Raw genomic sequence first — 21551 nt, 5'->3', positions numbered from 1 at the left:
ACAAACCTAAAAATATTTCGTGAACTCACAAGACTGTTTTGGGTAAACCTTGGTGTTAAGCATTCGGAAACCATGATTCATTCTAATTTTACCTATTCGGCCGCCTCGGCGCCGCGCCGCCGCAGTTCGACGCTCCCGGCCGTGCGCGCCCAGAAATCGGACATGAAGGCAGGGTCGCGCAACGCTTCCAGTCTCGGCCAGTCGGCGAAGGAGGCGGCGAAGGTCGCAGCGCCCATGCGCGCATCCTTGTAGGGGTTGACCGCGCCACCGGCCGCGATGGTCATGCGGTCGAGTTCGCCGAGCAGGGCAAGCGTCGCGGCTCCCTTGTTGGGGAAGTCCAGCGTCAGCGTGTAACCAGGCCTCGGGAACGACAGCAATGCCGGCGAGCGGACCGCGCCGAAGCGCTTCAAGACGGTGAGGAACGACCCCTGCCCGGCCTGCCGGGCAGCCGCGAGCAGTGCCGGCACGATCGTGCGGGCGGCCTCTTCCGGAACCACGCTCTGATGCTGGAACAGCCCCTTCGGTCCATAGAGCCTGTTCCAGTCGCGCACACCGTCGAGCGGGAAGAAGAAGCCCTGGTATTCGACCTGACGCGGCACGGCAGCCCGGCCCTTTTTCCACCTGTAGGCAGCGTTGAACGCGGTCAGGAATGGCCGGCCGAGCACGTTGAAAGGCGGCTGGAACGGCACGGAGAATTTCCCGCTCGCACGCACGGCCGCATGCGAGCCATGCTCGGCATGGTTGCCGGTAAACATCAGCCCGCGTCCGCTATTGCGGCCACCGGCAAGCTGGTCGATCCAGGCGACGGCATATTCATTGGCCTGGTCCGCCGCTTCGGCGAAGTCGAAATATTCGCCGAGATCGCGGAACCGCGTCGTCTTTTCCATGATGTCGAGCGACGGAACCCGCATCAGCCGGATCGAGGCCGACAGGATCAGGCCGGTGAGACCCATGCCGCCGATGGTCGCCCGAAACAGCCGCGGATTGTCAGTCGCCGAGCAGCGATAGCTGCGTCCATCCGACCGCAGCAGCGTAAAGCTTTCCACATGGCAACCGAAAGTGCCGCGCCGGTGATGGTTCTTGCCGTGGACATCGTTGGCAATGGCGCCGCCGAGCGTGACGAATTGTGTGCCGGGGACCACCGCCGGAAAGAAGCCGTGAGGCGCGGCATGTGCAATGACATCCGCGAGCAGCACACCGGCATCCGCTTCGAGCAGACCGCTCTCGGCGTTGAAGCCGCGAATGCGGTTCAAGGGCCGCATGTCGATGACCGTGCCGGCCTGGTTCTGACAGGAATCGCCGTAGGATCGGCCATTGCCATAGGCAAGCAGCGATGCTTGCCTCGCCTGGCCACCCTTCAGCAATGCAATGGCGTCATCGGCATGGATCGCCCTTGCCGCTGGCGGTGTGGCACGGCCGAAGCTCCGGAAGCGTTCGGCCATGCCTACCAGCCCCCGATGACCAGCAGCACGGCGCCGATCGCCACCACGATCTGGCTGCGCCAGTCGCTGATGATGAAGACGACCGGGTCGTCGTGCATTTCGTCGCGGCGCGCCAGGATCCAGACCCGCATGGTGAGATAGAGCACGATCGGCGCCAGCGGCCAGATCAGCCAGGGATGCGGATAGAGTTCGCGCACCGCGACGCTGTCCATGTAGAGCGCCAGCACCAGCGCCGAGGAGAAGGCCGAAGCCATGCCGGCCTGGGCGACGATCTCCTGATCTTCCGTGCGATAGCCGCGGCCGGCAATGCGTTCGCCTGGCGGTATGGCTGTGGTGCGCAGTTCGACGAAGCGCTTCACCAATGCCAGCGACAGGAAGAAGAAGATCGAAAAGGCGAGCAGCCAGAACGACACGTCGACGCCGGTCGCGGCCGCGCCGGCGAGCACGCGGATCGTATAGAGCCCGGCAAGCGTCAGCACGTCGACCAGAAGCATGCGCTTGAACGACAGCGAATAGGCCGTGGTTACGACCATATAGCCACCGAGCACCCCGAGGAATTCGATCGGCAGAAGGCAGCTGGTCCCGACGCCGATCGCCAGCAGCACCGCGATTGCGCCGAGGCCGAACGGGATCGAAAGTGCGCCGCTGGCAAACGGCCTGTTGCGCTTGGTGGGATGCTTGCGGTCGAGCGCAAGATCGAAGAAATCGTTGAGGATATAGATCGCCGACGCTACTGCGCTGAACGAGATGAACGCCAGCAAACATTGCCAGATCATGTTGGGATTGAAATATTCGTGCGACAGCATCATCGGCACGGCGATCAGGGAGTTCTTCAGCCACTGGTGGACGCGCAGCATCTTGACGATGGTCCGCAATGTCGGCTTCGGCGCCGGCATCGTTTCGGCGCCATGCGCCGCCTGCCAGCGCGCGGCATGACGGTCCGGCGCCACCACGATCGCGCTGCGCGCCGCGTCGAAGACCTGGAGGTCATGGCGGCTGTTGCCGGCATAGTCGAAACCGGCATCGCCATAGGCATCGAGGAGCGAGGCGCGCTTCTTGCCCGAAGTGAGATTGTCGAGGCCGTCAGTGGCCAGCACCCGATCGAAGATGCCGAGATGGACAGCAATGGCATCGGCGAACTTGCGCGGCGTGCCGGTCGCCAGAACGAGCTTGCGGCCTTCGGCGTGCTCGGCGCGGAGCCGGTCGAGCAGCGGCGCCCGATAGGGCAGCATCGCGGGGTCGATGTCGATGCGCTGGGCGATCGCCTGCTTCAGCCGCGCTGGCCCGCCGGCCGCCCAGAAAGGGACAAGGAAGAGATAGAGCGGGTTCTTCTTGAGGAGGATGAACAGTCCTTCCCACAAAAGGTCCGTCGCGATCAGCGTGCCGTCGAGATCGACCGCAAGCGGTATTGCGTTCCTGTCCGACCGCGCGTCCATGCCCGTCCTGCCCTGCCAGCGTGTGATCCGGAAACCGGAATCCCGTTGAGCGCCGTGTTTCGGCGTCTTGGACAGCGGTATAGCGGGGGATCGCCTAGCGAACGTTAAAACGCAGGGTTGCAAGCGGCTGCCGAGGCGGTATTTTCAGCGTCATTGTTAAACAACCGCTACCGGAAACGATAAAAGGCCGGACAAACGCCCGGCCTTTCCAATCATGCCGCAGAGACTACTTGATGCGGGCGACGCCGCCGGAAATCTCGACGGTTTCCGAACCGGTCAGAGCTTCGAGGTCACCGTTCGGCAAGGTGACGAAGCAGCCGTTCTGGCAGAACTCGACGGTTTCACCGCCGGCCAGCGCGAGCTCGGTCTTGCTGCCGCCCTCGGTCACGACCAGCGTGCGGGTCTCGGCGTCCTTGTTGACCGCGCTTGCGGCATGGGCCGAGCCGCTCACGGCGAGCATGGCCAGGGCAGCGACGAGAGACTTCCACATTTTGCAGTATCGGTGTTCCCACCGCCTCTGTTGCATTTCACAAGGCATTTTCGCCTTTGCATGGGAGCTTATATGAGATGGAAGCTGAACCGCAACTGAATGCCGCATTCATGCCGCAATTGGCCTTGGCGACGTGCAACCCTGAAATTCCAATCTAATCCGGATCGGGCTTGCGTGTCCTGCGGCCCGATTTGGCTTGACGCTTCGCCTCGGCTTCGGCTTGCGCTTTGGCCTCCTGCTGCTCCGCGAAATCGGCCTCGATCTTGTCGTCATCGGTCGGCCAAGCCACGTGCTTCTTGGCCTCGACGACCGCGCGCGGCGTGGAAGGGATTTCGATGTGCTGGTCGACGAATTTCTCCAGCACGGTGAAGCGGACGTCGTTCTGCACGACGTTGCCGTTCGTCACATCGGCCAGGAACAGACGAATCTCGAATTCGAGCGCGGCGGGTCCGAAATTGGAAAACAGCACGAACGGCTCGGGGTTCTTCAGCACCAGCGGATGGCTGCGCGCGATATCCAGCAGGACGGCGTGAACCTGCTTGACGTCGCTGCCATAGGCGACGCCAACCTTGATGTCGATGCGGCCGAGCTTGTTGCGGTGCGTCCAGTTGCCGACGGCATTGTTGATCAGGTTCGAATTGGGCAGGATCACCGACTGCCGCTGGAAAGTCTCGATCTCGGTGGCGCGCACGCTGATCTTCTTGACCGTACCGCTGACGTCGCCGGCCACGATCCAGTCGCCGACCTTGAACGGGCGTTCGGCCAAAAGGATCAGGCCGGAGACGAAATTGGACACCACATTCTGCAGACCAAAGCCGATACCGAGGGAAAGCGCACCCGCGACGAGCGCCAGGCTGGAGAGGTCGATGCCGGCCGCCGAAATACCGACCAGCGCGGCGAGCGCAACGCCGGCATAGCCCACTGCCAGCCGGATCGAGTTGCGGACCCCGGTATCGACCTTGCCGCGCGCCATGACCGAGCCGTCCAGCCAGCCCTGGAACCAGCGCGTCAGGAAATAACCGATGACGAAGACGACAATGCCCGACAGGATGCCGGTGACCGAAATCGTCACCGAACCGATGTTGATTCCGGTTGCGAGCTTGTATGCCCACGCTTCGATATCGCCGGGCTGGAAGCCCCACATCATAAGGATCAACGGCAGGAACACCAGCACGATCATCACGTTGATGGCGATGCTGACGACAAGGCCGAACTGGTCGAGTGCGGTCTCCTCGTAGCTGGAATTGGCCGACAGCCAGCGCCCGACCGAGGTATTGGCGAAAGCACCCTCCTCGCCGATCGCCCTAGCCGACAGAAAGCCGATATAGGCGGTGATCAAGGCTGTGCCTGTGACCACGACCTGCAAGGAGACAAAGAGCGCAAGGCCGATATAGCCAAGCAAGGCGGCTATGATGGTGAACAGGCCAAGGGTTAGCGACAGGTAACGCAGCCATGCGGGCCAAGGCCGCCAGCTACCGTCGCGCGCCTTGAACGGCCGCAGCATCGCCATCAGGATCAGGATGATGCCGACGACGATGGTGGCGACGAAGCTGCGCGCGATCGTCAGTGACAGGGGCGACCCCATCTTGTCATTGATCACCGAGAGGAAGGTGTTGAAGCTGATGACCACGGCCATGGCTGTGGCCAAGCGGACCAGCCAACGCGCCGGCCCGGTCTCGACCGGGATCAGACGCCAGTTCGGCAGCCGCGGCGAAAGGGCTGCGTTTGTCAGCCGGTTGACGCAGAACACCACTCCGACGACCATCGCAAGGGCATTGAGGAAGAGCCCGATATCGCCGCGCAAGACATTGTAATAATTGAAGAAGAAGATCGTTGATCCGAGAAAGGCGCCGACTGCAAGCGTCGGCAGTAGGGTCGACCAGAAGGCCACCGAAAGGCGAGTGAGATAGGACGGGTCCTCGTTGGTAGGATCGGCTTCGAAAACCCGTCCGAACAGGCGCCTGCCGCCGACCAGCAGCACCAGCGCCAGGCCGAGCGCCACGAATGTTGCCGCCAGGATGGCCTGGAACTTGAACCTGAAGGCGAAGCTCAGCCAGGATGACACTGCCTTGTAGAAATTGCCGAACTCTTCCCGGGCATCGGAAAAGACCTGCGGGCTCAAGGCGTCCGAGAGCACATAGCGCTTGGTCAAAAGATTGCGGAAAAGCGCGCTGCGCATGTTGCCGATCTTGTCGATCAGCCCGCTGATACGGATCGACAAGGCCTGAGCCTGCGAGATGACCGCGTTGATCTCCGCCTTTTCGGACGTCAGCGCCTGGCGTTCGCCGCTGACGATGTCGGGCTCCGCCGGTTGGCCGGTGGCAGGTGCCGGCCCGAGCTGTTCGAGCCGGCTGTTGATTTCGCCCAGGCGTGTCCGGAACGCCAGCGCGCTGGTCAGCGATTGCCGTGACAATTCCTCGAGTTGCAGGCGGATATCGACGAGGTTGCTGTCGTCCTCGCCATCCTGTTGTATCTGCTTCTCGAAATTGTCGGCCTTGGTCGTCAGGCCCTGGATGATCTTCTGCTGGTCGGCGACCAGTCCCGCGGGCGCCTGGCCAACGCCTTGCGCCGCCGCCTCGAACGACAGCGGCGCCGAAACGACAAGCGCCAGGACCAATATGAGGCGAAGCAATCGAAAAAACATGATGGATCGGCGACTCGCGGGCGGCAAAGGCATTCAAAAGCCTGTCCCTTGATAAAGACGGCCATATCATGGGGCAAGCCACCGCGACCGATCGCACACATCAAGCGTCGGCCAGTCGAAAGGCGATGGCGCAATATTGGCTTTCTATCAGCCCCCTGCTCTATAGTCTGCCGCATCGCCCGCAACGGACACCTTACACATGGCAGAGTACTCGGCCCTTTCGCTGCTCGCGAACGCGTTCAAGGGAAACAAGGACTGGAAGCCGGCCTGGCGCAAGCCGGATCCGAAGGCATCCTACGACGTCATCATCATCGGCGGCGGCGGTCACGGCCTGGCGACGGCCTACTATCTGGCCAAGGAGCACGGCATCACCAATGTCGCGGTGCTGGAAAAAGGCTGGCTCGGCTCCGGCAATGTCGGCCGCAACACCACGGCCGTTCGCTCGAACTATCTCCTGCCCGCCAACACCCGCTTCTACGAACATTCGATGAAGCTGTGGGAAAACCTGTCACACGAACTCAACTACAACGTCATGTTCTCGCAGCGCGGCTGCCTGAACCTGGCGCACACGCCGGCTCAGTTCGACGACTATGCAAGGCGCGGCAATGCCATGCGCCATCTCGGCGTCGATGCGGAATTGATGACGCCGGCCGAGATCAAGCGCCTGATCCCGGCGCTCGACATCTCCAGCGATGCACGCTTTCCTGTCGTCGGCGGCCTGATGCAGCGGCGCGCCGGCACCGCCAGGCACGACGCGGTCGCCTGGGGCTATGCGCGCGGCGCCGACCGGCGCGGCGTCGACATCGTCGAGAATTGCGAGGTCACCGGCTTCCTGCGCGACGGCGACCGCGTCACCGGCGTTACCACCTCGCGCGGCGATATCAGGGCCAAGAAGGTAGCGGTCGCGGTGGCCGGCAGCACCGGCCGCGTCATGCAACTGGCCGGTGTCGAGACGATGCCGATCGAAAGCCATGTGCTGCAGGCCTTCGTCACCGAATCACTGAAACCCTTCATCGACACGGTCGTGACCTTCGGCATGGGCCATTTCTACATGTCGCAGTCCGACAAGGGCGGCCTTGTCTATGGCGGCGACATCGACGGCTACAACAGCTACGCCCAGCGCGGCAACCTGCCCATCGTCGACGAGGTGATGAGCGAGATGCTCGCGCTTTTCCCGGGCCTTGCGCGTGTGCGCATGCTGCGCTCCTGGGGCGGCGTCTGCGACATGTCGATGGACGGCTCGCCGATCATCACCATGGGGCCCCTGCCCGGCATGTATCTCAATTGCGGCTGGTGCTATGGCGGCTTCAAGGCGACGCCTGCTTCCGGCTGGTGCTTTGCCTGGACCATCGCCAAGGACCAACCGCACGATTTCAACGCCCCTTTCACGCTCGACCGCTTCCATCGAGGCCTGGTGATCGACGACAAGGGCCAGGGCGCGAATCCGCGGCTTCATTAGGAACATTCCGTGCTGATCACTTGCCCCTATTGCGGCCCACGCGACGTCATCGAGTTCACCTATCAGGGTGACGGCAACCGCGAACGTCCCGATCCTGCCTCGCAGAATTTCGAGGCCTGGAACGCCTATGTCTACGACCGGCTGAACCCGGCCGGCGACCACAACGAGATCTGGCAGCATTCCGGCGGCTGCCGGGCTCACCTGAGGGTTGTGCGCAACACGCTGACGCATGAGATTTCCAGTGTCGCCTTCGTGCGCGGTGATCACAGCTCGGCCGCGCGCCGCAAGGCGGAGGACAAGCCATGAGCCCGCGCCGCACCGACACCGGCGGCCGCATAGACCGGCTGAAGACCATCCGCTTCACGTTCGACGGCGTTGCCTATACCGGGCATGGCGGCGACACGCTGGCATCCGCCCTGCTGGCCAGCGGCGTCACGCTGTTCGGGCGTTCTTTCAAATACCACCGCCCGCGCGGCCTGCTGAGCGCAGGCGTCGAGGAGCCCAACGCGCTGGTAACGGTGCTGAAGGGCGAAGTGCGCGAGCCCAACATTCCGGCAACCATGGTCGAGATCCATGACGGGCTGATCGCCGTCAGCCAGAACCGTTTTCCCTCGCTCACCTGGGACATCCATGCCGTCAACCAGCTCGGCGGCAAGCTGCTGTCGGCCGGCTTCTACTACAAGACCTTCATGGGACCGGTTGTCGGCCCGCTGAAAGGCACGCGCTTCTGGATGTTCTGCGAACACTTCATCCGCCGAGCCGCCGGCCTCGGCAGCGCCGGATCGGCAAAGGACCCGGCCCGCTATGAGCGCATGAACGCCTTTTGCGACGTTCTGGTGGTCGGCTCCGGCCCGGCCGGCCTGATGGCCGCCAAGACCGCCGCGGATCAAGGCGCCCGCGTCATGCTGGCCGATCTCGAGCCGCGTTTCGGCGGGTCGGCCAACTGGTCCGGCGAAACCATCGATGGCGCGCCCGCCGCTGATTGGGTGCGGCGCACCGTCGCCCAGCTCGAGGCGCGGGACAATGTCCGGCTTCTGCCGCGCACCACGGTCTGGGGTTACTACGACAGCAACACGCTTGCCGCGCTCGAGCGGGTCAGCGACCACAAGGCGCAGCCCGCCAAGGGTGAGCCGCGCCATCGATACTGGGCGATCCGCGCCGGATCCGTCGTGCTGGCCACCGGCGCCTTCGAAAGGCCGCTGGTGTTTCCGGGCAATGACAGGCCCGGCGTCATGCTGGCGCATGCGGCGGAGCGCTACGCCAACGAATTCGGCGTGCTGCCGGGGCAGCGGGTCGTCGTGTTCACCAACAATGACAGCGCCTACCGGTCGGCGTTGGCGCTGAAGCAGGCAGGTGCGGCGATCGTTGCCATCGTCGACGTGCGCCCGCAACCGTCCGCCGAGATGAGCGCCCTGGCCGGCGAAGCCGAGGCGGAATTGCTTTCCGGCCATGCGGTGGTCGCCACGGAAGGTGGCAAGGCCTTGTCCGGCCTCAAGGTTCAGCGGTTCGACAGGGTCGCCGGTGCGCTGAGCGGCGATGCACGCAGCGTCCATGCCGATTGCCTGCTGATGTCGGGCGGCTGGTCGCCGACCATCCATCTGGCCAGCCAGGCCGGCGCCAGGGCGGAATGGAATGAGGCGCTGCAAGCCTTCCTACCGCCGATGCCGACGCAGAAATGGGTAGGCGCCGGCGCCTTCAACGGCCATTTCATGACCCTTGAAGCAATATTGGACGGCCGCAACGCAGGTCTCACCGCGGTCGGGGCGACGGTTGCGCCGATGGCGTACCCGGATATCGAATCCTTGCCTTGTGACCCCTGTCCCGCGCCCGTGTTCGAGATCAAGGGCAGCGGCAAGAGCTTTGTCGACTTCCAGCATGACGTCACGGCGGAGGATGTCCGCCTGGCGCATCGCGAAGGCTTCGTCTCTGTCGAGCACCTGAAGCGCTACACCACGCTCGGCATGGCCACCGACCAAGGCAAGAGCTCCAACGTTCCCGGCCTCGCCATCATGGCGGAAGCGCTCGGCAGGCCGATCCCGGAAGTCGGCACGACGCGCTTCCGACCGCCCTTCGCGCCGGTGTCGATCGGCTCGCTGGCAGCCGAACGTTTCGGCGACCTCAAGCCCGAACGGCTGACGCCGATGCATGACTGGCATGTCGACAATGGCGCGACCATGTATTCGGCCGGCCTCTGGTACCGGCCGATGATCTACGGCCACGCGGGCGAAACCGTCGAACAGGCCTATGTGCGCGAAGCCAAGGCGACGCGCGAAAGTGCGGGCATCGTCGATGTCTCGACGCTGGGCAAGATCGCCGTGCAAGGCCCCGACGCCGCCGCGTTCCTCGACCGTGTCTACACCAACATGTTCTCGACGCTCGCCGTCGGCAAGGCACGCTATGGGCTGATGCTGCGCGAGGACGGCTTCGCCTTCGACGACGGCACCACCTGGCGGCTCGGCGAACAGGATTTCCTGATGACCACCACCACGGCCAATGCCGGCAAGGTGATGCAGCATCTGGAATATTTCCTCGACGTGATCTGGCCGGAACTCAAGGTCCACGTCACCTCGGTGACCGACGAATGGGCGGGAGCCGCGATCGGCGGCCCGAAAGCGAGGCAGATTCTCGCAGCCTGTGTCACCGGCACTGCTGTCGACAATGCGACGCTGCCCTTCATGGGCATCGTGCATGGCGAGATCTCAGGCGTGCCGGTGATGATTTGCCGGTTATCCTTCTCCGGTGAAATGGCCTTCGAGGTCTATTGTGGCGCCGGCCACGGCACCCACGTCTGGGAAGCGTTGATCGAGGCTGGCAAGCCGCTGGGACTGGTCACCTACGGCCTCGAGGCGCTGGGCACGATGCGCATCGAGAAGGGCCATGTCACCGGCGCCGAGATCGACGGCCGCACCACGGCGCGCGACCTGCATCTCGACTGGATGCTGTCGAAGAAGAAGCCGTTCATCGGCTCGGCGATGATGGACCGGGAAGGTCTCGTCGCGTCCGAGCGGCTGGAACTGGTCGGCCTCATCGCGCTCGACAACCGGCCGCTCAATGGCGGCGCGCACATTGTCGAGGAAGTCGACGAAGCCAATCCGCACGGCTCGATCGGGCACATCACCGCCTGCTGCTATTCGCCGGCGCTCGGCAAGCATATCGCGCTGGCACTGGTCAAGGGCGGCAAGGCCAGGCACGGCACGCGTGCCCATGTCTCCGATCCCTTACGCAACCGCTTCGGGCCCGTGGAGATCGTCTCCAACCACTTCTACGATCCGGAAGGGACCCGCATGCATGGCTGAGCGTCAATCGCCTCTCGAGCCGGAATTCCATGTCGGCTCACACGGCAATTTCGAGCATGGCGTCGAGATCCTGCTCACCGAAACCAGGCCGGGCTCGATCGTGCAACTCGCGGCATGGCCTGGCGAGGAGAAGAAACTGATCGCGGCCATCCACGCTGTCACCGGGCTTGCGCTGCCCGACGGCGCCGGCGGCGGCTCGAGCGACGGCGTGAAATCGGTGTTCGGCTTCGCACCGGGAAAGTTCACGGTAGCAGATGAGGCCGAAGGACTGGCCGCGGCCTTCGCCGAGCCGGTGACGCCCGCCATCGGCACGGTGACGGACCTGTCGCATGGCCGCACCGCCATCCGCATCGCCGGGCCGAAAGCCGAATGGGTGCTGTCGAAATTCTTCGCCATCGACTTCGCCCTGCCCGCCTTTCCGGTCGGCGCCGGCCGCTCGACAACGCACCACGATGTCTTCGCCCAGATCCAGCGCACCGGCACCGACCAATTCGACATCTATGTCTTCCGCTCCTTCGCCCGCTCGTTCTGGAAGGCGCTTTGCCACGCCAGCGAGGAAGTCGGCTACGAGGTGCAGTAGGCAGCCTGCCCTTAGAGCCGCTGCCTCTGGCCTCAATGCCGGCCGGTTCTGCCGCTAGAGAATCCCGCCTTGGGCGCCCATGATGGAAAACGTGGCCGCCCAACCGGTCCAAGGGATGAAAGTCCCGTCTCAGAGTCGGCATATTTGGTTCGAACATCCCCATGACCGCTGAACTATCAGCCGGCGCCACCGATCGCGCCGATGTGCCGGCAAGAGCGATGCTCCTGCTGCCGCTGACGGTCGCCTGCGGCGTGTTCATGACCAGCCTCGACCAGAATGTCGTGGTGACGGCGCTGCCGGGCATCAGTGAAAGCCTTGGCCGTCCGCCAAGCCAGCTCGGCCTGCTGATCACCGTCTACGTCGCGAGCCTGATCATCTCGATGCCGCTTGGCGGCTGGGCCGCCGATCGTTTCGGCCTGCGCAACGTCTATTGCTTCGCCTTGCTGGTGTTTGCCGCTTCATCGGCCCTGTGCGGGCTGTCGAACGACATCTGGACACTCGTCGGCGCCCGCGCGCTGCAGGGCTTCGGCGGTGCGCTGATGGGCACGCTCGGCCAAGTCGTCATCCTGTCGACCTTCCCTCGTAGCCGGACCTTGAAGATCAACATGTATATCTCGCTGGCCGGCCAGTCCGGGCCGCTGGTCGGTCCGCTCGTCGGCGGCGCGCTGACCACCTACATCTCCTGGCGCTGGATCTTCTTCATCAACGTGCCGTTCGCGCTCGCGGCGGCAATCCTTGCCGCCTCACTGTTCCCGACAATGACCAAGCCGGTGCGCACGCGGTTCGATTTTCCAGGCTTTTTGCTGGTCGGCAGCGGCATGGTGCTGCTGGTCTTCGGCATGGATTCCCTGGCGGCGAAAGACGCCGCCGGCAGCATGATCGCGGCCGAGCTCGTACTGGCGCTCATCATCCTGACGGCCGCCTCCTTCTATTGTCTGCGTGTGCGCAATCCCCTGCTCGATCTCAAGCTCCTGCGCATCCGCACCTTCCGCATCTCCTTCCTCACCGGCGGCGGGCTGGACACGATCGGTCTCAGCTCCGTCGTCTTCCTGCTGCCGCTGATGTTCCAGCTCGGCTTCGGCATGAGCGCGGTGCAGGCGGGATCGCTGACCTTCGTGGCAGCGGTCGGCTCGGTAGGTATGCGTGTCTTCATGCCACGCCTTCTCAACCGCTTCGGTTTTCGCCGCGTGCTGGTCTTCAACACGCCCGTTGTTGCCGCCATGGTCGCGGGCTTCGCCTTGATGGAAGCAACGACGCCGATCTGGATCACGCTCACCTACATCTTCGTCTTTGGCGTCTTTCGCTCGGTGCAATGGGCTTCGACCGGCAACCTCGCCTATTCCGACATCGCGCCCGAACAGCTCGCCCGCTTCAGTGCGCTCTACTACATCCTCTGGCAGTTGGCGGTCGCGATCAGCGTCGGCCTTGCGGCTGCGATGCTGTCGTTTCTCGCCGGCGGCGGGCCGGCCGTCGCCGGCGATTTCCGGATCCTGTTCGTGATCGAAGGCGTCATCACGCTCTGCGCCCTGCTCGCCTATCTCAAGCTGACGCCGCAGGACGGCGCCCATGTCAGCGGTCACGGCGCGCAAATGAATACGGAATAGCGGGCCTGCGGCGGACGAAACCTACTCGCTGAACGTCACCCATTCCTCGAGCGGCTCACGATCGGTGCGGAAGGCGTTCTCGGGCTTGGAAGTGTCTTCATAGCCGAGCGCCATGCCGCAGACGACGATCTCCTCGTCGGGAATGTCGAGCACCGGCCGGATCTGCCGGTGGTAGGGCGCGAAGGCCGCCTGCGGACATGTATGCAGACCCCTGCCCCGCGCCGCGACCATGATGTTTTGCAGGAACATGCCGTAATCGATCCACGAACCCTGGTTGAGCCGGCGGTCGATGGTGAAGATCATGCCGACCGGCGCGTCGAAGAAGACGAAGTTGCGGTCATGCTGGGCACGCATCTTGTCGACTTCCCGGCGGCCTATGCCGAGCGCGCCGTAGAGGCCGAACCCGTTGGCACGGCGGCGGGTGAGATACGGTTCGAAGAACTGGGTCGGATAATAGCGATATTCGTCCCAGTCGGCTTTTTCCGCGCGGATGCCGGAATTCATGATGGCATCCGTGATCCGCTGCTTGGTCCCGCCCTTGGTGACGTAGACCCGCCAGGGCTGCATGTTGGTGCCGGAGGGAGCGCGCGCCGCGACAGCCAGTATGTCACGGATCGTCTCGTCGTCGATCATGTCGGGCAGAAATGCGCGCACCGAACGGCGCGACATGATCGCATCGTCGACGATCTCGGCATCAACCGCGATTCGAGCCTTCTTTCCCAGCATGGGCCGTCCCTTAGCCATGTTCTCGATCGGACGTCCCCACTCGCCGCTCGCGGCGGAGCCTTTGCATGAACCGTCAAAATCCTGCAAGCAAATCTTGAGCAGTGGTGAAAATCTACTTGATTTTTTCATGAGCTTCATTTCTCATGAAATTCGACTGTAATTTTTCATGAAGTGAGCGATTTGGTCTCCCCTACCGCACGAACATTACAGGGACCTGACGAGCGAGTCCTGGCCGGCGATATCAGGGCCTTGCGCCGGGTGCGAGGGCTGACGCTTGCCGAGATCGCGCTGCAACTCGGCCGTTCGGTCGGCTGGGTCAGCCAGGTCGAGCGCGGACTGTCGACGCCGTCGCTCAGCGACCTCAGGGCTTTCGCCGATTTGTTCGGCGTGCCGATCAGCCTGTTCTTCAGCCATGACGTGCCCGTGGAAAGCGAGCGCGGCGTGGTGGTGCGCGCCGGCAAGCGCCGCACCCTTGGCACCAGCGAATCCGGCCTTGTGGAGGAGCTTCTGTCACCGGACCTCGGTGGTAGCTTCGAGATGGTGCGGTCAGTCTTCGCGCCTGGCGCGGAGTTGAAGAACGAGGCCCGCCGCCCGACCGAGGAGGCTGGATACATCGTGTCCGGGCAGTTCGACATCGAAATAGCCGGGGTCTGGCACCGGCTCGGCGAAGGCGACTCCTTCCGCTTCGAAGGCAAGCCTTACCGCTGGCGCAACCCGGGTAGCGAGCCGGCGGTCGTAATCTGGGTGGTTTCGCCACCCGTCTATTGAATGCATGGCACCTAAAACCGTGCAGCGGTTTTGGGAAAAGGACGTGCATCAAACAAAGATAGAAGCGCGACGCGCTCGAAGATTGGGAGAAGAACATGGCGGGTTTGCCGAGCACGGCGCGCGTGGTGATCATCGGAGGTGGCGTTGTCGGCACCTCTTCGCTCTATCATCTGGCCAAGGCCGGCTGGACCGACTGCGTGCTCCTGGAAAAGAACGAGCTGACCTCGGGCTCGACGTGGCATGCCGCCGGCAATGTGCCGACCTTCTCTTCGTCGTGGTCGCTGATGAACATGCAGCGCTATTCGACCGAGCTTTATCGTGGTCTCGCCGACGCGGTCGACTATCCCATGAACTATCATGTCACCGGTTCGCTCAGGCTCGCCCACACAAACGAGCGCATGCAGGAATTCCAGCGCGCCAAGGGCATGGGCACCTACCAGGGCATGGACATAGACGTGGTCGGGCTCGACGAGATCAAGCGCCGCTACCCCTTCCTTGAAACGCATGAGTTGAAGGGCGCGCTCTACGATCCGAGCGACGGCGACATCGACCCGGCGCAGTTGACGCAGGCGCTGGCCAAGGGCGCGCGCGACATGGGCGCCAGGATCATCCGCTTCTGCCCCGTCACCGGCGTGCGGCGCGAGAAGGACGAGTGGGTGGTCGTAACGGCGCAAGGCGAGATCCGTTGCGAGATCGTCGTCAATGCGGCCGGTTACCGTGCCGCCGAAGTCGGCAGGATGTTCGGCCGCGAAGTGCCGATGATGGTGATGAGCCACCAGTACATATTGTTCGAGGAAATCCCCGAACTTGCCGCCTGGTCGAAGGAACAGGGCAAGAAGCTGCCGCTGCTGCGCGACGTCGACACCTCATACTATTTGCGCCAGGAAAAGGCCGGCATGAATCTTGGTCCCTATGAGCGCAATTGCCGCGCGCATTGGGCAACCCACGACGATCCCATGCCGGACGACTTTTCCTTCCAGCTCTTCCCCGACGATCTCGATCGGCTGGAGCATTATCTGGCCGATGCGGTCGCGCGCGTCCCGATCCTGGGCACCGCCGGCCTCTCCAAGGTCATCAACGGCCCGATCCCTTATGCGCCGGACGGCAATCCGCTGATCGGGCCGATGCCGGGCGTTCCCAATGCCTTCGAGGCTTGCGTCTTCACCTTCGGCATCGCCCAGGGCGGCGGCGCCGGCAAGGTGCTGGCCGAATGGGTGACGCAAGGCCAGACCGAATGGGACATGTGGTCGTGCGATCCGCGCCGCTTTACCTCTTTCGCCTCAGCACCGGATTATTGCGTGGCCAAGGGCATGGAAATCTATGGCAATGAATACGCCATCCAGTTCCCGCGTCACGCCTGGCCGGAAGGACGTGACAGGAAACTGTCGCCGATCCACGATCGCATCAAGACGTTCGGCGCCCGCTTCGATGCCTATAATGGCTGGGAACGCGCCACCTGGTACGCGCAGGACGGCGACGACGTCTCCGAGAAAGCGACGCTGACCTTCCGCCGCGAAGGGCCCTGGCAGCAACGCGTCCGCGAAGAGTGCCTGGCGGTCCGCGACGCCGCCGGCATCCTCGACCTGCCCGGCTTCTCGCGCTTCAACCTCGAGGGTCCAGGTGCCGCCGAATGGTTGAGCCGGCAAGTGACCGGCCTGGTGCCGAAGCCGGGCCGCATCGGCCTCGTCTATTTCTCCGACGACAAGGGCCGCATCGTCACCGAAATGTCGGTGGTACGCCATGGCGAAGAGTCCATGACGCTGATCACCGCGGCGGTGGCGCAGTGGCATGACTTCGAATGGCTGAAATCGCACATGCCTGGGGATGCCGCGTTCAAGCTGATCGACCGGACGGAGGAATTCTCCACGCAGATCCTGGCCGGTCCCAATTCGCGCAAAATCCTTGCCGATGTCTGTGAGGCCGACCTGACCTTGCCATGGCTGACGCACCAGGAGACCAGGATCTCCGGTCGCTGGGCCAAGCTGGTCCGCGTCTCCTTTGCCGGCGAGCTCGGCTGGGAGATCCACACCAGGGTCGACGACACCGCGGCAATCTTCGACGCGATCTGCGCCGCCGGGCAAAATCATGGGCTGAAGCCATTCGGCATGTACGCACTGGATTCGCTGCGTCTGGAAAAGGGCTACCGCACCTGGAAGGGCGACCTGTCGACGGACTACTCGGTCCTGCAGGGCGGGCTCGAGCGCTTCGTCAAATGGGAAAAGCCCGACTTCCGTGGCAAGGCGGCCCTCCAGAACGAGAAACAGCAAGGCGTGAAGAAGCGCTTCGTCACGCTGGTGATCGAAAATCCCGGCGATTGCGACGCGCCTTACATGTCGACGCTCTGGCATGACGGCCAGATCGTCGGCGAGACGACCTCGGGCGGCTGGGGCCATCGCATCGACAAGTCGATCGCGCTCGGCATGCTGCGCGCCGACCTGAGCGAACCCGGTACCGCCGTCGAGGTCGAGATCTTCGGCGACCGCTTCAAGGCAGTCGTGCAGCAGGACGAGCCCTTGTGGGATCCCAGGAACGAAAGACTGCGCGCATGAAGCCGGTTATCCTCACCGATGGCGGCATGGGTCAGGAGTTGGTGCGGCGCAGCAAGTCCGAGCCGACGCCGCTGTGGTCGGCCAGGGTGCTGATCGACGAACCGGACCTCGTGCGCGGCTTGCATGCCGAATTCATCCGCGCCGGCGCCCGCGTCATCACCATAAACACCTATTCGGCGACGCCGGAACGGCTGGCGCGCGAAGGTGCGGAAGACCTGTTCAAGCCATTGCAGAAGCGTGGCATCGACCTCGCCAGGCAAGCGCGCGACGAAGCCGGTGAGGCGGCGATCGCCGGCTGCCTGTCACCGCTTTTCGGCAGCTACGCGCCGGCGCTGACCATCTCCTATCAGGACACGCTCGACATCTACCGCCGTATCGTCGCCGAGCAGGCTGATGGCGTCGACCTGTTCCTGTGCGAGACCATGGCGTCGGCCGAAGAGGCACGCGCAGCGGTCACCGCCGCATCGGAAAGCGGCAAGCCTGTCTGGGTGTCATGGACCCTGGCCGACCACGGCACGCCGCGCTTGCGCAGTGGCGAGACGATTGCTTCGGCGGCGGAGGCGCTCGGAAATCTGCCGGTGGCGGCGCGGCTGCTCAACTGCTGCCGCCCGGAAGCGATCGCGGCGGCCTTGCCGGAACTGATCGAGCTCGGCGGCCCGGTCGGCGCCTATGCCAATGGCTTCACCTCCACCGAAGCGCTCAAGCATGGCGGCACGGTGGATGTACTGCATGCCCGCCACGACCTCGGTCCGGATGCCTACGCCGACCAGGCTGTCGGCTGGGTCGAAGCCGGTGCGGACATCGTCGGCGGTTGCTGCGAGGTCGGTCCTGCCCATATCGCCGCCTTGCGCGACCGGCTGCAACAGGACGGCTACGCCATCTCGGGAGTCTCACATGCCTAAACCATCATCGCGCATCACCGGCATCGTGCCATCGGGCAAGGACGGCTGGGAGGTTCATTTCGCCGCCTGGAGCCGCAAGGAAGCCGGCGAGGACATCATCATGCTGTCGGCCGGCGACCATGATTTCGACACGCCGTCGGAAACGATCGAAGCCTGCGTTGCCGCGGTTCGCGGCAGCAACCATCACTACACGCCGCTCCCCGGCCTGCCACGCCTGCGCAAGGCGATGGCGGCGGCCTCCAGCGCCTGCACCGGCGTCGAGACGATGCCGGAAGAGGTCATCGCCACATCGGGCGGCCAGGCCGCACTCTACGCGGCCGTGCAGGCTGTTCTCGACCCGGGCGACCACGCCATCGTCGTCGCCCCCTACTATGCCACCTATCCCAACACCTTCAGTGCGGCGGGTGCCAGTTTCACCGTGGTCGAGACACCGGCCGAGGATGGGTTCCAACCCCGCACCGACATGATCCGCGCGGCACTCAAGCCCAACACGCGCGCCATCCTGATCAACACGCCGAACAACCCGACCGGCGCTGTCTATTCGCGCGAGCGCCTGGAACAGCTGGCCGAAATCTGCCGCGAGCACGATCTCTGGCTGCTGTCGGACGAGGTCTACTGGACGCTGGGCGGCGGCGAGCATGTCTCACCGCGCTCGCTGCCCGGCATGGCCGAGCGCACGCTGGTTATCAATTCCATGTCCAAGAGCCATGGCATGACCGGCTGGCGCATGGGCTGGCTGACCGGTCCGGAGAAAATGATCACACTGCTGATCAACCTCAACCTGGTGACGACCTACGGCCTGCCGGCCTTCATTTCGATCGCTTGCACCGAGGCGCTGGAGCAAAACTATGGCGTCAAGGACATCGCCGAACGCTACGCCGCACGCCGCACCGTCCTGCTCGATGCGGTACGCGGCATGAACGATGTCACCGTGCGCGGTTCCGAAGGCGGCATGTATGTCATGCTCGACATATCGGATGTCGAACCCGATGACGAGAAATTCGCCTTCGCCTTCCTCGACAAGGAGAAGGTCGGCGTCATGCCGGGCTCGAGTTTCGGCGAAGCCGCGGCCGGCCATATCCGCATCAGCCTGTGCCAGCCCGAGCCGGTACTGCGGGAAGCAGCCGCCCGGCTGCGCCGTTTTGTTTCCAGCTATCGCCGCGAGGCCGCATGACCGCCAGGACCATTCCCACCAAAGCGCGGGCCGTCATCATTGGCGGCGGCGTCTCCGGCTGCTCGGTCGCCTACCACCTGGCCAAGCTCGGCTGGACCGACATCGTGCTTTTGGAGCGCAAACAGCTGACCTCGGGCACGACGTGGCACGCCGCCGGGCTGATCGGACAGTTGCGCGGTTCGCAGAACATGACAAGGCTGGCGAAATACTCGGCCGATCTCTACGTCAAGCTGGAAGCCGAGACCGAGGTCGGCACCGGCATGCGCCAGGTCGGCTCGATCACCGTGGCGCTGACCGAGGAGCGCAAGCACGAGATCTACCGGCAGGCGTCGCTGGCCCGCGCCTTCGACGTCGACGTGCGTGAGATTTCTCCCAACGAAGTCAAGGAGATGTACCCGCACGTCAACGTCTCCGACGTGATCGGCGCCGTGCATCTGCCGCTCGACGGCCAGTGCGACCCGGCCAACATCGCCATGGCGCTGGCCAAGGGTGCGCGTCAGCGCGGCGCCACCATCGCCGAGAATGTGAAGGTCACCAAGGTCCATACGAAAAATGGCCGCGTCTCCGGCGTGTCCTGGGCGCAAGGCGAAGAGCAAGGCACGATCGAGGCCGACATCGTGGTCAACTGCGCCGGCATGTGGGCGCGCGACCTCGGCGCACAAAATGGCGTTAACATCCCGCTGCACGCCTGCGAGCACTTCTATCTCGTCACCGAGCCGATCCCCGGCCTCGGCCGCCTGCCGGTGCTGCGCGTGCCGGACGAGTGCGCCTACTACAAGGAAGACGCTGGCAAGATGATGCTCGGTGCCTTCGAACCGGTGGCAAAGCCATGGGGCATGGACGGCATCCGCGAGGATTTCTGCTTCGACCAGTTGCCCGAGGACATGGACCATTTCGAACCGATCCTCGAAATGGGCGTCAATCGGATGCCGATGCTGGCCACCGCCGGCATCCACACCTTCTTCAACGGCCCGGAAAGTTTCACCCCCGACGACCGCTACTATCTTGGCGAGGCGCCGGAGCTGCGTGGTTACTGGATGGCTACGGGCTACAATTCGATCGGCATCGTCTCGTCCGGCGGCGCCGGCATGGCGCTGGCGCAGTGGATCAACGATGGCGAAGCGCCGTTCGACCTCTGGGAAGTGGACATCCGCCGCACCCAGCCGTTCCAGAAGAACCGCCGCTATCTCAAGGAGCGCGTTTCCGAAACGCTCGGCCTGCTCTATGCCGACCACTTTCCCTATCGCCAGATGGCGACGTCGCGTGGCGTGCGCCGCTCGCCCCTGCATGAGCATCTGAAGGCGCGCGGCGCCGTGTTCGGCGAAGTCGCCGGCTGGGAGCGCGCCAACTGGTTCGCGCGCGAAGGCCAGGAGCGCGAATATCGCTATTCCTGGAAGCGGCAGAACTGGTTCTACAACCAGCGTGAAGAACATCTGGCCGTCCGCAACAAGGTCGGCCTGTTCGACATGACTTCGTTCGGCAAGATCCGCGTCGAGGGCCGCGATGCCTGCGCCTTCCTGCAAAGACTCTGCGCCAACGACATGGATGTGGCGCCGGGCAAGATCGTCTACACCCAGATGCTCAACCAGCGCGGCGGCATCGAGAGCGACCTCACCGTGTCGCGGCTTTCAGCAACGGCCTTCTTAGCCGTTGTGCCAGGCGCGACACTGCAGCGCGACCTCGCCTGGCTGCGCCGGCATGTTGGCGAGCAGTTCGTCGTCGTCACGGACATAACCGCCGCTGAAGCCGTGCTTTGCCTGATGGGTCCGGATGCGCGAAAACTGATCCAGAAGGTCAGCCCGAACGACTTCTCCAACGAGAACAATCCCTTCGGCACCTTCCAGGAGATCGAGATTGGCATGGGCCTCGCTCGGGCGCACCGCGTCACCTATGTCGGCGAACTCGGCTGGGAGCTTTATGTCTCGACCGACCAGGCGGCGCACGTCTTCGAGGCCATCGACGAGGCCGGCGCCGATGTAGGCTTGAGGCTCTGTGGCCTGCACACGCTGGATTCCTGCCGCATCGAAAAGGCTTTCCGTCATTTCGGCCATGACATCACCGATGAAGACAACGTGCTGGAAGCGGGCCTCGGCTTCGCGGTGAAGACGGCCAAGGGCGATTTCATCGGCCGCGATGCCGTGCTGCGGAAGAAAGAGGCCGGATTGAACCGCCGTCTCGTCCAGTTCCGCCTGAAGGACCCGCAGCCGTTGCTCTTCCACAACGAGGCGATCCTGCGCGATGGCAAGATCGTCGGTCCGGTCACTTCGGGCAACTATGGTCATCATCTCGGCGGCGCGATCGGGCTGGGCTATGTGCCATGCAAGGGCGAGAGCGAAGCGGATGTGCTGGGTTCGACCTACGAAATCGAGATCGCCGGCGAACGGTTTGCCGCCGAAGCATCGCTGAAGCCGATGTATGATCCGAAGGCGGAACGGACGAAGATGTAGCGCCTCTTACCCTTCTCCCCGTTCTACGGGGAGA

Annotated in this window: 15 protein-coding genes; 10 read left to right on the top strand and 5 right to left on the bottom strand. The window is 63.9% G+C overall.

What is annotated here, in order from left to right; genetic code table 11:
• Window positions 1–92: 92 nt before the first annotated feature.
• The 4 genes from FJ970_RS16885 to FJ970_RS16870 all read right to left on the bottom strand — a co-directional run bounded on the left by FJ970_RS16885 (window position 93) and on the right by FJ970_RS16870 (window position 6012).
• Complete coding sequence (locus FJ970_RS16885; RefSeq protein WP_140758230.1) at window positions 93–1442, bottom strand: FAD-binding oxidoreductase; 1350 nt, start codon at window positions 1440–1442, stop codon at window positions 93–95.
• A gap of 2 nt (window positions 1443–1444) precedes the next feature.
• The gene (locus FJ970_RS16880; protein ID WP_140758229.1) at window positions 1445–2878 is read right to left on the bottom strand and encodes a UbiA family prenyltransferase; all 1434 of its coding nucleotides are present in this window, start codon (window positions 2876–2878) and stop codon (window positions 1445–1447) included.
• Between the two features lie 226 nt (window positions 2879–3104).
• Window positions 3105–3368 carry a hypothetical protein gene (locus FJ970_RS16875; RefSeq protein ID WP_181178483.1) on the bottom strand — a complete coding sequence of 88 codons (264 nt, stop codon included), beginning with the start codon at window positions 3366–3368 and terminating at the stop codon, window positions 3105–3107.
• A 154-nt stretch (window positions 3369–3522) separates the two neighbouring features.
• A complete protein-coding gene (locus FJ970_RS16870) occupies window positions 3523–6012 on the bottom strand; it encodes a mechanosensitive ion channel family protein (protein ID WP_140758227.1) in 2490 nt (829 codons plus the stop codon).
• A 199-nt stretch (window positions 6013–6211) separates the two neighbouring features.
• Between FJ970_RS16870 and FJ970_RS16865 the strand changes: the two genes are divergently transcribed.
• From FJ970_RS16865 to FJ970_RS16845, 5 genes are all read left to right on the top strand, one after another.
• Complete coding sequence (locus tag FJ970_RS16865; protein WP_140758226.1) at window positions 6212–7471, top strand: sarcosine oxidase subunit beta; 1260 nt, start codon at window positions 6212–6214, stop codon at window positions 7469–7471.
• A gap of 9 nt (window positions 7472–7480) precedes the next feature.
• A complete protein-coding gene (locus FJ970_RS16860; RefSeq protein WP_027145874.1) occupies window positions 7481–7777 on the top strand; it encodes a sarcosine oxidase subunit delta in 297 nt (98 codons plus the stop codon).
• A complete protein-coding gene (locus FJ970_RS16855; protein WP_140758225.1) occupies window positions 7774–10767 on the top strand; it encodes a sarcosine oxidase subunit alpha in 2994 nt (997 codons plus the stop codon). Before FJ970_RS16860 ends, FJ970_RS16855 begins: the two co-directional genes overlap by 4 nt.
• Entirely contained in the window at window positions 10760–11347 is a 588-nt protein-coding gene (gene soxG, locus FJ970_RS16850; protein WP_140758224.1) for a sarcosine oxidase subunit gamma family protein, read from the top strand. Before FJ970_RS16855 ends, soxG begins: the two co-directional genes overlap by 8 nt.
• A gap of 161 nt (window positions 11348–11508) precedes the next feature.
• Window positions 11509–12951, top strand: a complete 1443-nt coding sequence (locus FJ970_RS16845; protein ID WP_140758223.1) for an MFS transporter — start codon at window positions 11509–11511, stop codon at window positions 12949–12951.
• Between the two features lie 21 nt (window positions 12952–12972).
• Here the strand turns inward: FJ970_RS16845 and FJ970_RS16840 are convergent, their stop codons facing one another.
• The gene (locus FJ970_RS16840; RefSeq protein ID WP_181178480.1) at window positions 12973–13677 is read right to left on the bottom strand and encodes a nitroreductase; all 705 of its coding nucleotides are present in this window, start codon (window positions 13675–13677) and stop codon (window positions 12973–12975) included.
• Window positions 13678–13848: 171 nt separating this feature from the next.
• Between FJ970_RS16840 and FJ970_RS16835 the strand changes: the two genes are divergently transcribed.
• From FJ970_RS16835 to FJ970_RS16815, 5 genes are all read left to right on the top strand, one after another.
• Window positions 13849–14445 (top strand): helix-turn-helix domain-containing protein, encoded by a 597-nt coding sequence (locus FJ970_RS16835; protein ID WP_181178478.1) that lies wholly within the window; start codon window positions 13849–13851, stop codon window positions 14443–14445.
• A 95-nt stretch (window positions 14446–14540) separates the two neighbouring features.
• Window positions 14541–16994: a GcvT family protein gene (locus tag FJ970_RS16830; protein ID WP_140758221.1), complete on the top strand. Its 2454-nt coding sequence runs from the start codon at window positions 14541–14543 to the stop codon at window positions 16992–16994.
• Complete coding sequence (locus FJ970_RS16825) at window positions 16991–17896, top strand: homocysteine S-methyltransferase family protein (protein ID WP_140758220.1); 906 nt, start codon at window positions 16991–16993, stop codon at window positions 17894–17896. The genes FJ970_RS16830 and FJ970_RS16825 overlap by 4 nt, the downstream gene beginning before the upstream one ends.
• Complete coding sequence (locus tag FJ970_RS16820; protein ID WP_140758219.1) at window positions 17889–19070, top strand: pyridoxal phosphate-dependent aminotransferase; 1182 nt, start codon at window positions 17889–17891, stop codon at window positions 19068–19070. Before FJ970_RS16825 ends, FJ970_RS16820 begins: the two co-directional genes overlap by 8 nt.
• Window positions 19067–21517 (top strand): GcvT family protein, encoded by a 2451-nt coding sequence (locus tag FJ970_RS16815; RefSeq protein WP_140758218.1) that lies wholly within the window; start codon window positions 19067–19069, stop codon window positions 21515–21517. Before FJ970_RS16820 ends, FJ970_RS16815 begins: the two co-directional genes overlap by 4 nt.
• The last annotated feature ends 34 nt before the right edge of the window (window positions 21518–21551 follow it).

The organism is Mesorhizobium sp. B2-1-8 (genome assembly GCF_006442545.2).
GTDB lineage: Bacteria > Pseudomonadota > Alphaproteobacteria > Rhizobiales > Rhizobiaceae > Mesorhizobium.
The sequence above is the reverse complement of the archived record's forward strand: the minus strand, read 5'-3'. Positions and strand labels throughout refer to the sequence as shown.

What these genes read in the sequence shown, in the direction of transcription:
- FJ970_RS16885 (WP_140758230.1), bottom strand. Translation starts at nt 1,442, where the DNA reads ATGGCCGAACGCTTCCGGAGCTTCGGCCGTGCCACACCGCCAGCGGCA.
- FJ970_RS16880 (WP_140758229.1), bottom strand. Translation starts at nt 2,878, where the DNA reads ATGGACGCGCGGTCGGACAGGAACGCAATACCGCTTGCGGTCGATCTC.
- FJ970_RS16875 (WP_181178483.1), bottom strand. Translation starts at nt 3,368, where the DNA reads ATGTGGAAGTCTCTCGTCGCTGCCCTGGCCATGCTCGCCGTGAGCGGC.
- FJ970_RS16870 (WP_140758227.1), bottom strand. Translation starts at nt 6,012, where the DNA reads ATGTTTTTTCGATTGCTTCGCCTCATATTGGTCCTGGCGCTTGTCGTT.
- FJ970_RS16865 (WP_140758226.1), top strand. Translation starts at nt 6,212, where the DNA reads ATGGCAGAGTACTCGGCCCTTTCGCTGCTCGCGAACGCGTTCAAGGGA.
- FJ970_RS16855 (WP_140758225.1), top strand. Translation starts at nt 7,774, where the DNA reads ATGAGCCCGCGCCGCACCGACACCGGCGGCCGCATAGACCGGCTGAAG.
- soxG (WP_140758224.1), top strand. Translation starts at nt 10,760, where the DNA reads ATGGCTGAGCGTCAATCGCCTCTCGAGCCGGAATTCCATGTCGGCTCA.
- FJ970_RS16845 (WP_140758223.1), top strand. Translation starts at nt 11,509, where the DNA reads ATGACCGCTGAACTATCAGCCGGCGCCACCGATCGCGCCGATGTGCCG.
- FJ970_RS16840 (WP_181178480.1), bottom strand. Translation starts at nt 13,677, where the DNA reads ATGCTGGGAAAGAAGGCTCGAATCGCGGTTGATGCCGAGATCGTCGAC.
- FJ970_RS16830 (WP_140758221.1), top strand. Translation starts at nt 14,541, where the DNA reads ATGGCGGGTTTGCCGAGCACGGCGCGCGTGGTGATCATCGGAGGTGGC.
- FJ970_RS16825 (WP_140758220.1), top strand. Translation starts at nt 16,991, where the DNA reads ATGAAGCCGGTTATCCTCACCGATGGCGGCATGGGTCAGGAGTTGGTG.
- FJ970_RS16820 (WP_140758219.1), top strand. Translation starts at nt 17,889, where the DNA reads ATGCCTAAACCATCATCGCGCATCACCGGCATCGTGCCATCGGGCAAG.
- FJ970_RS16815 (WP_140758218.1), top strand. Translation starts at nt 19,067, where the DNA reads ATGACCGCCAGGACCATTCCCACCAAAGCGCGGGCCGTCATCATTGGC.